The 15,287-nt window shown below is 43.9% G+C and carries 11 protein-coding genes; 2 read left to right on the top strand and 9 right to left on the bottom strand.

Annotated features, from left to right (window positions below; genetic code table 11):
* Positions 1 to 81: 81 nt before the first annotated feature.
* The gene (locus SPUTW3181_RS10050) at positions 82 to 2,100 is read right to left on the bottom strand and encodes an FAD-dependent oxidoreductase (protein ID WP_011789261.1); all 2,019 of its coding nucleotides are present in this window, start codon (positions 2,098 to 2,100) and stop codon (positions 82 to 84) included.
* 165 nt (positions 2,101 to 2,265) lie between these two features.
* Here SPUTW3181_RS10050 and sppA point away from each other — a divergent pair, with 165 nt between their 5' ends.
* The gene (sppA, locus tag SPUTW3181_RS10045) at positions 2,266 to 4,113 is read left to right on the top strand and encodes a signal peptide peptidase SppA (protein ID WP_011789260.1); all 1,848 of its coding nucleotides are present in this window, start codon (positions 2,266 to 2,268) and stop codon (positions 4,111 to 4,113) included.
* A 139-nt stretch (positions 4,114 to 4,252) separates the two neighbouring features.
* Positions 4,253 to 5,266 (top strand): asparaginase, encoded by a 1,014-nt coding sequence (gene ansA, locus SPUTW3181_RS10040; protein ID WP_011919361.1) that lies wholly within the window; start codon positions 4,253 to 4,255, stop codon positions 5,264 to 5,266.
* Between the two features lie 173 nt (positions 5,267 to 5,439).
* Here the strand turns inward: ansA and mdoH are convergent, their stop codons facing one another.
* The 8 genes from mdoH to SPUTW3181_RS10000 form a co-directional block, all read right to left on the bottom strand.
* Positions 5,440 to 7,623, bottom strand: coding sequence for a glucans biosynthesis glucosyltransferase MdoH (mdoH, locus tag SPUTW3181_RS10035; protein ID WP_011789258.1), 2,184 nt, complete (start codon positions 7,621 to 7,623; stop codon positions 5,440 to 5,442).
* Between the two features lie 23 nt (positions 7,624 to 7,646).
* Positions 7,647 to 9,281, bottom strand: a complete 1,635-nt coding sequence (locus tag SPUTW3181_RS10030; RefSeq protein ID WP_011789257.1) for a glucan biosynthesis protein G — start codon at positions 9,279 to 9,281, stop codon at positions 7,647 to 7,649.
* Between the two features lie 448 nt (positions 9,282 to 9,729).
* On the bottom strand, positions 9,730 to 11,124 hold the full coding sequence (locus SPUTW3181_RS10025) for an ATP-binding protein (RefSeq protein ID WP_011789256.1): 1,395 nt from the start codon (positions 11,122 to 11,124) through the stop codon (positions 9,730 to 9,732).
* A 71-nt stretch (positions 11,125 to 11,195) separates the two neighbouring features.
* On the bottom strand, positions 11,196 to 11,855 hold the full coding sequence (locus tag SPUTW3181_RS10020; RefSeq protein WP_011789255.1) for a response regulator transcription factor: 660 nt from the start codon (positions 11,853 to 11,855) through the stop codon (positions 11,196 to 11,198).
* Positions 11,856 to 11,865: 10 nt separating this feature from the next.
* A complete protein-coding gene (locus tag SPUTW3181_RS10015) occupies positions 11,866 to 12,693 on the bottom strand; it encodes an FAD:protein FMN transferase (protein WP_011789254.1) in 828 nt (275 codons plus the stop codon).
* 238 nt (positions 12,694 to 12,931) lie between these two features.
* Positions 12,932 to 14,251, bottom strand: a complete 1,320-nt coding sequence (locus SPUTW3181_RS10010) for a DUF3570 domain-containing protein (protein ID WP_011789253.1) — start codon at positions 14,249 to 14,251, stop codon at positions 12,932 to 12,934.
* Positions 14,252 to 14,329: 78 nt separating this feature from the next.
* Positions 14,330 to 14,548, bottom strand: coding sequence for a DUF4266 domain-containing protein (locus SPUTW3181_RS10005; RefSeq protein WP_011789252.1), 219 nt, complete (start codon positions 14,546 to 14,548; stop codon positions 14,330 to 14,332).
* A gap of 3 nt (positions 14,549 to 14,551) precedes the next feature.
* Positions 14,552 to 15,019 carry a TlpA family protein disulfide reductase gene (locus SPUTW3181_RS10000; RefSeq protein WP_011789251.1) on the bottom strand — a complete coding sequence of 156 codons (468 nt, stop codon included), beginning with the start codon at positions 15,017 to 15,019 and terminating at the stop codon, positions 14,552 to 14,554.
* Positions 15,020 to 15,287 lie beyond the last annotated feature (268 nt).

Here is a 15,287-nt window from a genome sequence, read left to right as displayed (position 1 = left end):
CGGCAACAATGTTGAAAATACAATAAAAAAAGCCTGATTAAGATTCAGGCTTTAATTTTATATGGGTTCTTCAAAATGGCTCTATAACCGCATCGCCAGTTCGGCACCTTGGCGAATAGCCCGTTTCGCATCAAGTTCTGCAGCAACATCTACACCGCCGATTAAATGCACAGGAATGCCTGTTGCTTTCATCTCATCCACTAACGTGCGATTAGATTCTTGGCCAGCGCAGAGGATAACATTATCGACGGGCAACACTTCTGCTTGCTCGCCAACGCGAATATGCAATCCTTCATCATCAAACTTGTTGTAGCTCACACCCGTTTTCATCTTCACATCATGTTGCTTTAACACTAAGCGGTGGATCCAGCCAGTCGTTTTACCTAAGCCTTGGCCCATTTTTGAGGTTTTGCGTTGCAATAAATAGACTTGTCTGTGTTCTGGATTATCGGTCTCAGGCTCACTTAAACCGCCCGCATGTTGATATTGCTTATCAATGCCCCACTGTTTTAACCATTTGTCAGGATGTAATGTGCTCGATTCGGATTCACATAGGTAATGCGCCATATCAAAACCAATACCGCCGGCACCAATTAAGGCGACTTTATCGCCAATACTGACTTGGCCTGTGAGCACTTGTTGATAATCCACCACTTTATGGCTGTCAAATCCGGGGAAGTTTAATGCTCTGGGTACCACGCCTGATGCGATAACGATTTCATCAAACGTCTCCGTTTCTAACACCTTGGCATCTAACCGAGTATTTAACCGCAAATCGATTTTATACAGTTTGATTTGATTGAGGAAATAACGAATAGTCTCGTTAAATTCTTCTTTTCCTGGGATTTTACGTGCCAGATTAAATTGACCGCCTACTTCAGATTTAGCTTCAAACAAGACAACTTCATGGCCACGCATGGCGGCATAAACAGAAAATGCCATGCCCGCAGGACCTGCGCCCATCACAGCGATACGTTTTTTATTTGCTGTAGGTAAGAAGTTGATTTCAGTCTCATAACAGGCACGAGGATTCACTAAGCAGGTCGCGCGCTTGAGGGAAAAAGTATGGTCAAGACAAGCTTGGTTACAGCCAATGCAGGTGTTGATAAGCTCCGGTGTGTTCGCCGCAGCCTTATTCACAAACTCGGGATCGGCAAGGAAAGGTCTTGCCATCGACACCATATCCGCTTGCCCTGAGGCGATGATTTGTTCGCCAATCTCCGGCGTATTAATACGGTTAGTTGCAATTAAGGGGACAGAAACGGATTGTTTGAGTTTTTCAGTCACCCATGCAAAGGCGCCCCGCGGCACACTGGTTGCGATTGTTGGTATACGCGCTTCATGCCAACCAATCCCCGTATTGATAATAGACACCCCCGCTTGCTCAAGCCACTGGGCGAGTTGCACCACTTCATCCCAAGTCGAGCCGTTATCGACCAGATCGAGCATGGATAACCGGAAGATAATGATGAATTCTTTACCGACTTTTGCCCGTATCGCGTTAACAATCTCAATAGGAAATTGCGCTCGTTTTTCAAACGCACCGCCCCATTCATCGCTGCGAGTATTGGTACGCGCACTGACAAACTGATTAATTAAATACCCTTCAGAGCCCATCACCTCAACACCATCGTAACCCGCTTTTTTAGCAAGGGCGGCAGAGCTGGCGTAATCCTTAATGGTCGAACGTACTTGCCGGCTCGACATTGCCGACGGCGTAAAGGGTGTAATGGGTGACTTAATCTTGCTTGGTGCTTGGGAAAAAGGATGATAACCATAACGACCCGCATGCAAAATTTGCATACAAATCTTACCGCCAGCCTCATGCACCGCCTGCGTAACCACGCGATGCTTACCCACTTGCCATGGAAAACTCAACTGACAAGCATGGGGCGTAAGGCGGCCACGAAGATTGGGGGAAATACCGCCCGTCACAATCAAACCTACACCGCCCAGAGCGCGTTCTTTGTAAAACGCTGCCAGTTTCTCAAATCCGCCCTTTTCTTCTTCTAAACCTGTGTGCATTGAGCCCATAAGCACGCGGTTTTTGAGCTGGGTAAATCCCAGATCTAAGGGTTCTAATAAATGGGGAAACGACATTCAAACATCCTTTTAAAACAAGTGATTTAAATCAGCATACCTTGACTCAAATATAAGCTCAACCGTTGCTTAGATGCCTTAAGTTAAAAACCTTTACAATTGTGTTTAGCCTGAAACGAGATTTTCGGTTAGCATGGGCAGATTGGACTTATAAAGGAGTGGCAGATGTCCGCTAACCCATCGTTTTTCAAGAGAATATGTTTGTTTATTTGGAATATCCTCAACGGAACCCGTAAACTCATCCTCAATCTGATCTTTTTTGGTATCTTGGCAGTCATCATGATTTCCATAACTGCCGGCGAAGATATCCAAGTCGAAGATAACTCGGCACTGGTACTTAACCTAGCCGGTTCTATCGTCGATCAAAAACAACAGATTGATCCTATAGAAGCGGCGCTCAAACAAGGGAATAAGGCAAATGCCGATGGTGAAATCCTGCTCGCAGATGTGTTATATGTGATTGATAACGCAGCACAAGATACAAGGATAACAACCCTAGTTTTAGATTTAGCCGATCTTAAACGTGCGGGGATCAGTAAACTACAATCTATAGGTAACGCCATTAACCGCTTTAAAGAAAGCGGCAAACAAGTGGTTGCCATTGGTAATTATTACGAACAGAATCAATATTTTCTCGCCAGCTTTGCCGATACGATATATCTCAATCCTCAGGGGGGTATTTCACTCGATGGCCTCAGCATGTACAACTTATACTTCAAATCGGCTTTAGAGAAACTCAAAATAAAAGCCCATATTTTTCGGGTCGGTACCTTCAAATCTGCTGTTGAACCCTATATGCGCGATGATATGTCTGATGCTGCAAAAGAAGCTAACAGCGCACTGCTCGCCGATGTATGGCAAAGTTATACCCAAACAGTTGCCAACAATCGCAATATAGACGCCTCAGCCCTCGTTCTCGATGCATCAACCTACTTAGCCGAGTTAGATAAAGCCCAAGGCGACTCTGCGACGATGGCTATCAATATGAAGTGGGTTGATTCACTCGCCACTGCTGAAGATTTCCGCAAAACCATGCTCGATACGGTAGGCAAAGCGAAAAGTGGCGATAGTTTTAAGCAAATCAGTTTTTATGACTATTTAACCCTTGTCGCCCCTAAACCTAGCTTTATTGAGCAAGATAGCGTTGGAATTATCGTTGCCAGTGGCACTATCCTCAATGGCAAGCAACCTGCTGGACAAATTGGTGGCGATAGCACGGCAGAATTGTTACGTAAAGCCCGCTTTGATAAACACATTAAGGCCTTAGTGCTTAGAGTGGATAGCCCTGGCGGAAGTGCTTTCGCATCAGAGCAAATTCGCCAAGAACTACTCGCCTTAAAAGCGGCGGGTAAACCTGTGGTTGTCAGTATGGGAAGCCTTGCTGCATCCGGCGGCTATTGGATTTCGGCCAGTGCAGATTATATTTTTGCAACGCCCACTACACTTACAGGCTCAATCGGTATTTTTGGTATGATCACCACTTTTGAAGATTCCCTTGATAGCATAGGAATACATACGGATGGCGTATCCACATCTGAATGGGCTGGTTTATCGGTGACTCGTACCCTTTCATCATCGGTTGAAGCGGTTATCCAGCGCCATATTGAGCGAGGTTATCTCAATTTTATTTCCCTCGTTGCCAAAGAGCGTAACATGACCTTAGAACAGGTCGATAGCATCGCCCAAGGGCGGGTGTGGAGCGGTAAAAAAGCCCTTGAGTTAGGTTTAGTCGATGAGCTAGGCGACATCGATGAAGCTATCGCCAAAGCCGCAAAATTAGCCAATTTGAATCTATTTGATACCCGTGTGATTGAACAGGAATTAACCCCTGAACAACTCTTTATTCAGCAAATGTTTGCTTCAGTATCGAGTTATTTACCGGCATCACTTAGCCATTCTTCTGTGCTTGAGCAAATGCTACAACAATGGACTGGTAGCCTAAAGACGATTACCTCTTTCAATGATCCTAATCATGTTTATATTTACTGTGACAACTGTGAGTTACTCAATTAACGCGAAATAATAGGGTTAACCTATCGTCACAACGCATTAAGTGTTCGATTTAAAAGCCGATGTTAAATCGGCTTTTTTATTGGGTTTAACTCCGCAAAATCGTATAATCGCCCCACTTGCAGCTAAGATAATGACAAGAATGACTAAACGCTCCATTTATGTAGCCTACACAGGTGGCACTATCGGTATGCAAAAAACCGATAACGGCTTCGTTCCCGTAGCGGGATTCCTCACTCAGTGCGTGCAATCGATGCCTGAGTTTTACCATGATGAAATGCCAGATTTCGTGATCCACGAATATTGCCCATTGATTGATTCATCAAATATGGCACCGACCGATTGGCAGATGATTGCCGATGATATTAAAGATAATTATCAAGAATATGATGGCTTTGTTATCCTCCATGGCACAGATACCATGGCGTACACGGCGTCTGCTTTGTCATTTATGCTACAAGGTTTATCAAAACCTGTAATAGTGACAGGTTCGCAAATTCCTCTCGCCCAACTGCGCTCAGATGGGCAAACTAATTTATTGAACTCACTCTATATCGCAGCTAATTATCCAGTCGCAGAAGTGTGTTTATTCTTTAATAACAAACTCTTCCGTGGTAACCGTTCGACAAAAGCCCACGCCGATGGATTTGATGCCTTCGCGTCCCCCAATTTTCCACTTCTATTGGAGGCAGGGATCAAAATTAATCTTCGAGCGGGTAAAATTGCGGTGGCAAGTGATAGGCAATTAGAAGTCGCGAATATTAGCCCGCAACCTATCGGAGTCGTGACCTTATATCCGGGTATTTCAACACAGATATTTGAAAACATCCTCCAACAACCAGTAAAAGCACTCATATTACTGACTTTCGGTGTCGGTAATGCACCACAGGATCCTGCGCTGCTCAAAACCTTAAAACAAGCTGATGAGCGTGGAATTGTACTGGTTAATCTGACTCAATGTTTCCAAGGCAAAGTGAATATGGGGGGATATGCAACGGGTAATGCCCTCGCTAAAGCTGGCGTTATTAGTGGTGCGGATATGACCATTGAAGCCGCCCTCGCAAAACTGCACTATTTACTCTCCAAAAACTTACAACCGCGTGAAATAAAAGCGGCTATGCTACAGAATTTAGTGGGTGAACTCAGCGTTGATTAATGCCTAAATATTATTTAGACCGCGCCGTATAAATTAAATTTTCTGATACGCCATAGAGACAAAAATGCCACTGATAAATCAGTGGCATTTTATTTTTAGCCTATCTTCTAACTCGCTAAACTCATTCGAAGTCTAAAATTATTCGAGACCTAAAATTGAGTTACCGTGAACTACTAGCAAAAAGACACTAAATCCTCTGCCACAAACTGCTCAGGTAACTTTTGTAAGCTGCGAAGCATCAATGGATTGGCTAAGACTAATGCCATTTCTTGACGGTTAAATAATGCCATCGCACTTTCTTGGCACTGCGCTTCATGCACCTTAACATGCACAATAGCTTCGACCGGCTCAATAGGCGTTCCCGCCGCACGCAGTGGTTGTTTATCCACCATTGCTAAATGCAACTCCATTAACGCTGGATCTTTCAATAACTGTGCTAATGTCCAAGGTTTAGAGATATGTGCTTGATAGGCTGCACGCGCATCCTGAGCCTGCAAACAAATTGCCGCAGGACTACGTTCTTCTGGCGTAGCTAAAATACCCGCTCGCTTAAACACTTCACCAATTTTGACTGACCCTGTCCAAGCCGAGATAGGCACTGCAAACCATAAACCAATCAGGGCTGGGCTCATCCACGCAAGCAAAGTTAATGAGTCCAAAATGGCGGCATAACCTAACATCACCCCTGCGAGCATATGCCAACGGTGACGATAAATAAGCGTTAACCAAGGCATACTGCCATCATCGCGTCGCTGAGGCGACCAGCCGCTATCACGCCCCATCAGAATGGACATCACAGCACCACAGTGAATAAACATCATAATAGGTGCGATTAATGCGGAAAGCACAACTTCAAACAACACACTGAAAATGGCTTTGATACGGCCGCCCACACTGCGCGCAAACTGACCATCTTTGAGTAGCAGTAATACCCCAAATATTTTGGGCCCAAACAGTACACCCATAGTGATGTAAAATAATCTCAATGCCCTATCGGAGTCCATGATTGGCCATGTAGGGAACAAAGAAAACTGATCGGTGAAATATTCAGGTCTGATAAAGTGCGCCTGCAAGGCAAGCATTAAGCCCGTTAAGATCAACAATAACCAAAATGGCGATGATAAATACGCCATAATTCCCGTCAACAAATGTAAACGGCTGACCCAGTGCAAACCTTTGGTCGGCAAGATACGCGAATGCTGTAAATTACCCTGACACCAACGACGATCCCGTACCGCTAAATCAACGATTGATGGTGGACATTCCTCATATGAACCAGGCAAATCATAGGCTATCACCACACTCCAACCCGCGCGGCGGATAAGTGCAGCTTCAACAAAGTCATGGCTTAGTATGTGACCACCAAAAGGCGGCTTACCTTTCAGATTTGGTAAGCCCGCTGCCCCCATAAATGCTTCGGTGCGAATAATCGCATTGTGGCCCCAGAAGTTCCCTTCTTTTTGTACCCACCAACCTAAACCAGTACCAATTACAGGACCATAAATACGCGCCGCAAATTGCTGCAAACGAGCCATCAAGGTCGTACCATTGATAAGCGAAGGTATGGTTTGGATAAGCCCAGCATCAGGATCCGCCTGCATTCGCTGGGCAAGACCTGTGATGGTCGAAGACTCCATTAAGCTATCCGCATCGAGCACTAATAAGTGATCATAACGCGAGCCCCAGCGGCGACAAAAGTCCGCGACATTACCCGCTTTACGAGCCACGTTTTTACGACGGCGACGGTAATATACACGGGAATGTTTATGAGTCTCTTGGCGCAACACCAAAAATGCCTGTTCTTCTAACAGTGCAATTTCTGGATCGGTTGTATCACTTAAAATAAACCAATCGAAGGCATGACCATGCCCTGTCTGTGATAAGGCTTCAGCCATCACAGACACGGCAGAAAACACCCGATCAGGGGATTCATTATAGGTGGGCATTAGAATCGCAGTGCGAGTATGTAACTCGGTCACTTCCAAATCTTTTGCTTTGGGTTTTCTCAATAAAATTAAAAAACCAGCAATACCACTGCAAAATGCCAGCGCAATCCAACAGAAGTTGATCGCAAAAAGCAACAGCACCAAGTATTCCAGAGGCGTGATCCCACCGATACTGAATACTGCACCCATTTCATAAATTGCAAATGAGGAAAGTAACAGCGCACCACCAACAACAAAGAAACGCCTAGAAGAACGTGAACGAACACCATTAGCCACAGTACTGCGGCGAGGAAAACCCTCTGGCATTTCAGTTAAACTTTGTGGCTCCATAGCGCCAGGCCTTTCATTTGGCATGGCACTACCGCCCACGAGCACTTCAGTCTCGAGTACCGAATTCTCGGATACAGTCATATTATTTTGCTCCGTCATGGACCTTAAAGCGTCCAGCGATAGAGCCAGGTTTCAACCTGACGAGGTGTTGGAAATTTGAGTTCAGCCCGTAGTTCAATCAATTCTTTACCTTCTGGCTCTAACTCAAACGCGAGGCGATAGCCGTTATTAGCAGCATTAGGGGCGATCACTACGTTAGAAATGATACCGCCTGAAGCTTCCACTTTTGCCAGCGGTAACTCCTCTGGCATAGCGCCATTGACTTGATAATCCACGACAAATAAACGTCTAGGTGTCGGTTTGGCAATGTCGGCACGACCACTTGCTGTTCGGCTAACTACGACATAATTATGTTTTACTGCAGGCTCTTCTCCCCAACTCATGCGGTAAGCAAAGTGGTATTCGCTTCCAGCAGGAATCGGTTGACGCGGCTTCCAGAAGCTCACGATATTATCATGAATTTCTGATTCTGTTGGAATTTCAGTAAGAACAACCGCTCCTTGTCCCCAGTTACCCACAGGTTCAATCCACAAACTTGGACGACGTTCGTATTGGGCTTCAAGATCTTGATAGGCCGCATAACTGCGTTCACGTTGAATTAAACCAAAACCTTGTGGTGAATTATCAGAAAAAGCACTGACCTGTAATTGACGTGGGTTAGCTAACGGACGCCATAGGTGTTCACCACGACCATTGAACATCAATAAACCGTCAGAATCATGCACCTCTGGTCTAAAGTCATCAGTATCATGGCGACCATTGAGTGAATGTAAAAACATACTCGTACTGGGGGCAAGACCGACTTTACTTAACTCGACTCGCGGGAAAAGCGTCGCTTCAACATCGATTTGAGTGTTATCCCCTGGACGAACTGAGAAACGATATGCACCCGCAACACTCGGACTATCGAGCAGTGCGTGCACCACGATCAAATTGCTATCATAGTGAGGACGTTCAACCCAAAAAGCTCGGAAAATAGGAAATTCTTCGCCTTCAGGATCTGCGGTTTTGAGTGCAAGACCTCGGGCTGATAACCCATAAGCATTACCTTTACCTAATGCTCGAAAATAACTCGCACCTTGGAAAACCATTAACTCATCAAATACACCATTGTTATTCAACTGGTTATGAATGCGAAAACCAGAGTAACCAATGTCATCATTCGGTAATGCCTGTGTAATCACCTCACCCGCGGTGAAATATTTAGGCTCATAGGCTAAGTGAGTGGCTTTATTGCCTTCAACAATGGCGATTTCAATCAGATCTTGGAAATAAAATCCACGGTGGAACATCTGCATTTGAAACGGTAACCCTTGATCACGCCAAATAGACGCCGTCGGGTTAAAACGAATATCACGATATTCATCATAGGTCAGTTTTGCCAGACCCACTGGAAGTGGATCCTTTAATACGGAATAGGGTTTGGCAGCCAGCTTTCTGGCAAGTTTCACCACATAATCACTATCAAAAGCGCCAGTCTTAGTGAATCTCACTTGATTTTTAGTCGCAGGTGGAGGAGTCACTTTGGGTGGCGTCACCACTGGCGCGGGGACTGTTTCAGTCGGTTTAGTCTCTTCCGCGTACGCGGTACCAGACAAAGCAAACGCTACGCCTAGTGCCAGTGAACAAATAAGAGACGAATAAGGTTTTGACGATTGGCAACGCAACAAGCTAACCATAGAATTGGTGACCTAAAAATAAACTAAGAAATCAATGTTTTTTCTGTATACAGTGAATTTTTTTCATCTCTATTTTAAGCTGAAAAAGAACATACTGTTACATATCGCGAAAGATATCAGAACGAGAAAAAAACGCATAAATAAAGATGCAGTTAACCTCACCTAAACAATACTATTTAGCAATATACTTATATCATAAAGGCATAACAAGTGACTGTTAACCTATCCTTCTCATTTAAAAACTAATAAAGATCCCATGTATAGAGCGCTATCTCTATTTATAACACAGGAAAAAGCATTATAAGCCAACCACCATTTTAGGCTATATAATCAAATTAGCGAGCTAATTGATTGCTATAGTTGAGAATATTCTAGCTGAGTACCGCCATAATCTCTGCACAGGGCGACACAAGAGAGAGTGATAACAATGGAAGCCGCAAAACATGCCCTATTGAGGTAAAAAAAGGATAACCACTAACCCTCCCTGCTCCCGAGGTCTTATCTCAAGCCGTCCTTGATGCAACTCTACAATGTGGTGGCAGATGGATAACCCAAGCCCTGCACCTATGCCTTCATTTTCATTCACACGATAAAAACGCTCTGTTGCACTGGCAATTTGTTCTATTGTCATCCCCTGTCCACGATCAGCGACACGGATCTCAATACCTGACGGTACTGAATCTGCAAAAATTGAAATCTCAGTTTCTATCGGGCTGTATTTACACGCATTTTCAATGATATTTTTCAGGACTAGCAGTAAATAAAATCGATCACATTTTAAGGTTAAGTTGGGGTCGATTTGAATATTCCACTCATAATCTGTTATTTGCGGCATTAACTGATTTAATGCATCTTCCACTATGGATAAAATGGCATGGGATTGCACATTCAATTCATCGATCGAGTCAACCCGTGCAAGCACTAGTAGTTGTTCTACTGTATGGCTCATATGTACAACACCAGCATCAATCGCCGCTAAATGAAACCGCTGCTGCGGATCATCTCCGATAAGACTCTCTAAGCCATGTTGATGTAATTTGATCACAGATAACGGGGTTTTAAGCTCATGGGCTGCATCGGCACTAAAGCGGCGTTCCCTCGCAATAAAACGCGCAATGCTTCTAATGTACTGGTTAAGTGCATTGCGTACAGGAATAAGCTCTTTGGGTAATGACATCGTCAAGGGGGTCAGATCGTTAGGCGCACGCTGGATTAATTCTTTCTCAAATATTTTTAATGGCTTAAATGCAATATAAAACAATAAACTCACGATCAATAATGTTAATGGCACAACAATTAAAGGCACAATGACCGTATTGTGCATAATCTGTGAGACAAGCTCCTCACGTACCTCATCCTGCTGAGCAGTGATAATCCACACTCGATATTTTGTAGAAAAAAAACTAAAAACGTGCCAAAGCTCACCGCCTAATAAGGTTTTGTGGTATCCCTGCTCAAACTCAGTGATAGGCTGGCGACCAATATTGTCCGATAGGACTAGTATTTGCTTTGCCTCATTCCAGATCTGAAAAGCCAGTTTATGTTCATAAGCAAGCTCTAAAGCGTCCGATTTTTCAGTAAAGGTACTCACTTGACTATCGGGAATATGGAGGACTTGAGGTGTAGGGTTTGGCTGGTGAGCATCAACCTCATCATGATAGAAAAGCTCTAGTATTTTAGCGGTTTGCAACATTTGCGCATCAAATAATTCTTCGATTTGATATTTTGCATCTAGAATACTGAACCAGCTAGAAATCCCCACTGAAACGGAAATTCCCGAAAGCATCAACAGCGTCAGCAATAAACGTAGTGAATACGTGTTCAGCTTCTTTAATCGGTTCACGGTGAAATTCTCATTCTCTCAAATTGCCAACTACATACTATAAACTGAGGTATATCACGCTATTACTCTAGTTAGTGCATTTCAATCAGGGTATAACCAATACCACGGACCGTTTTTATCAGTTCATTAGCGAGTTTTTTACGTAAATGGTGAATATGCACTTCAATTGAATTACTGCCAACCTCATCCCAACCATAGGTCAATTGTTCCAACTGACCACGAGTCAATACTCGCCCTGCCGATTGTGCTAGTTCCAACAAAAGTTGAAACTCTCGCCTTGAAAGCTGAATGTTTTGCTCTCTAAAAGTCACATCACGGGTGTTTAAATCAATACATAAAGCCCCCACTATCAAACTGTTATGATCTAATCCATACTGACGTCTTACTATCGCTCGAATACGTGCGGCCAACTCTCTGACATCAAAAGGTTTGCCTAGATAATCATCGGCTCCCATATCCAGACACTCAAGTTTAGTGTCGAAATTGGTATTAGCGGTAAGCACTATCGTTGGGATTGAGATCCCCTGTTGACGCCAAGCTTTCAGAAGATCTTTTCCATTACCATCGGGTAACCCAAGATCGAGAACGATTGCGCTAAAGGTCTCATTTTTAACGCCTTGTAAGGCTTGTTGATAACTGTTGAGATGATCAACTTGCATACCCAGCTTTGCCAAACTAAGGCAAATACCCTGTGCAAGTAATTCATTATCTTCAACTAACATAATGCGCATTCGCTTTATCCTATCTAAAAATACTGTATTTAACACATTGTTGCGTCAAAAAAACTTCAGCATCAGCGCCTTGCAACATCGCCATTGTTGCAAGCATTCCAGCCGTAACACAATTAGGTCCCAACACAGTCACTGAACGTGGCGCGCACACCACAGGATATCCCGTTCGCGGATCAATAATATGTCCGTAACGCTTTCCTGCTACTTCAATAAATCGGCGGGTATCACCACTGGTTGCGAGTGCGCCATGCCTTATTGAAAGTACTTTAGCTGCATGATCAAGATGTTGTGGATCTTCAATGCCCACTTGCCATGGTGTCGCTTTTGCAATTGGGCAAGCAATATCCCCCCCAAAATTGACTAATACTGCGATAGTGGGATAAGACTCCGCGAGCTGATAGGCGACGCTGTCGACTGCGTATTCTTTTGCTACCCCTCCAAAATCTAACTGCATTCCTGCTGGCATAACTAAATATTGTGAGGTGAAGTCTATACGCTCAAATCCCACAAACGCTTTCATTCTCAGAATATCAATATGGGCAGGCAATGGTGTGTTAGGTTCGAATCGCCAAAGTGCCATTAAAGGCCCTGCCGAAATATCAAATAATCCCTCACTTAACTGAAAACACTGCTGAGCAAATTGCAATAATTGCCAAGTTTCTTCATCAATTGATTGTTTTTGGCCTTGGGCATGATTTACATTCCAGAGCATATTGTGTGCAATAAAACGGCTATACTTTTGCTCTATTCGTTGAACCTCTGCCACGGCCATACTGAGCATATGATCAGCAATATCGAACTGGTCACAGGCAATCAGCAGCTCACAGGGGCTTGCCATGGCGCGAAACTCACCGATATAACCCCAATCCCGACGCGACAAAGTGTATGGTATTTTCTTAAGGGGAAAAGTTGGCTGCACTATAAATCTCTCATAAAGATTAAATCACTCATCACGATTGCATTGCACCATAGATCATATTAAGCATGGCGGGAAATAAATGAATAAGTATGGGTTGCAAAGCTTCCCATACTTATTAGCGCCAACATCTTTTTATTCCACTGACTCAACAAATCGCTTAAAAAGAATAACTAAACTGTGCTGCAATCGCCTTTTGAGTCGGGAAAAGATCGAAATTTTGTAGCTCTCCAGGAATACTTGTGCCGTTATTTTTAGGATCTTGTTGATAATATTCCAATCGATAAGACATTTCGTGTCCACCCGATAGTTTATGACCAAATTTAATCCCAATGGTGTACGCCGTCATCTCCCCAATTCGGTAATCGGCACTGGCAAACTCAGGTAATGGAATATCAGCCATTAAAAAGGGCTGATAAAAATCGACCGCACTTTGTTGGTAGTAACGTAAATGCAATTGACCATAGAAACTGCCGCTAAAATAATAACGGTAATGGGTCTCTAGGGTATGCGAGGTGAGATCCCAATCATCGGTATTGTAGCGGTAGGAAAAATCGACCACACCAGAATCTAATGCCCCTTTTGTCATCACATAAAAACTGTGTTTTAAGCGGGAGTCAGGCCTACTTTCATACAATATATCCTGAGTGACACCATTCTTATCGACCACACTGAGTACTTTATAGGGATCGGTCAAGTAGCCATTAACACTCGATAAACCATAGTTTGCTTGTAATAACCAACGCTGATTGAGTACTTGGGTAACACCTAACATAACCTCGGCCGTTTGTTTATTATCGCTACCTCCTTGACGTGTCGCATCAAATGCACTGCGATAGGCCTCCTGCGTCGTGAAGTTATCGCGAATCGCCATAGAAGATAAATCGACTGGCCGCCCTCCGACTGGATCGACCACATCAAAACTGTAGGCGGTCCCTAAAAATAACGTCGTATTATCCTTATTAAAGCCCCGCTCAATGCCAACATTGGTTCCGATAGACATATAATCAAACTCTTTAGAACCATAGACACCAACATTGAGCTTCCAATCCGGATCCAGCACTTCGCTCCAAGCCGCATTGGCTTGCACACGCGTATCATGGAAGGTGTCATCTAACGGCGTTTCCCCCGCGGATACATGATACTGACCATTACCAGAGGGACGAGTAAAGGTTTGACTGCTGTTTTGAGCGACGGCTCCCGATGCTGATGCACCTGTTAAACTATCAACAACCAATTTGAGATCCAACACACTCTCATCACCAAAGGCCTTTTGTGCGGTTCCAATCGCCTCAATCGCCTGTACTCTATCTTGCTCGCCGTAATACATTAGCGCGGCATCAATTTTCCACTCATCGTTTTTTTTAGCTAATTCAGTGGCATGGGCACTGGTGGTAAACAGGCCACAACTGGCGAGTGCTAAGGCACCTGCAATCTGCTTTGTTTGTCTATTTGGAATGGTATTTTGTTTATTTGTCATAACTGACAACACCTGTAGGCTACTTGATTTTAATGTTGATCGCCGCGATATAGCAGAGAACATTAGTCACATAACGCACTAATTACAGCCACACCCACCACCTGCAAAGGCTCGGCCACCGCTACTACCTTCTTTACTAAAATAAATATGATCATCAAGCGCTAAATCGAGTTTTTCACTGTCAAGCGCCATATCACTCCGAGCTAAGTGGCCCTTTTCCCAGGGTTGGACACCTAAGTTTGAACAACCACTCAAACCAATCACAAGAGTTACAGCGACAGATATAGGTTTAAGCATAAATTACTCCTTGAGTAAGCTGACGAGCTCTTGCTCGTAATCTGCGGCCTTATTGGTATAAAACCCCACGTGGCTCTGCACTAATTGACCTTGACGATTAAAGATAAAGCTGCTTGGCATACCTAATAAATCAAAGCTACGTGCAACATCGCCTTCAGGATTAAAGCGCACAGTAAAATGGGCGGGAACTTCGGCAAGAAAAGCCTGAGCAAGCAAAGGATCGGTATCAAGATTGATGGCCACAACGGCTAAACCTTGTGCTTGATACTTTTGATGCATTTCGTTCATCCAAGGAAATGACTTACGGCAAGGCACACACCAAGATGCCCAAAAATCGACATACACCACCTGCCCCCTAAATTCAGCAAGCGAAGTCGTTTCATTTCGGGCATCAAATACTGTGTGATCCAAAGACGGTGCGGCTTGGGCACCCACAGCCATTAAAACCAATAGCGACAATAATTTTTTCATAACATATCCATTACTAACAATTAAGCTTGAATCTATTAACCCTATCTTAAGGTTTTCTTAAACAATCAAATAATAAATCCATTCAAGGATGGAGCCGTCAAAGGGTTAATTGATCATCCCGAACAAACACGATGAAAAAACAAGCAATTTATATCAAAACCCTTAGATTGAGACATTTTGTCCCATTAGAAAAACTGAAATTAGATCTGCGTCATGTTAATCAAATGTCAAAATCAGTTCTGTCACATCTCTTAAAAATTCTTGATAT

This window comes from Shewanella sp. W3-18-1 (assembly GCF_000015185.1).
Lineage (GTDB): Bacteria > Pseudomonadota > Gammaproteobacteria > Enterobacterales > Shewanellaceae > Shewanella > Shewanella putrefaciens.
The sequence above is the reverse complement of the archived record's forward strand: the minus strand, read 5'-3'. Positions and strand labels throughout refer to the sequence as shown.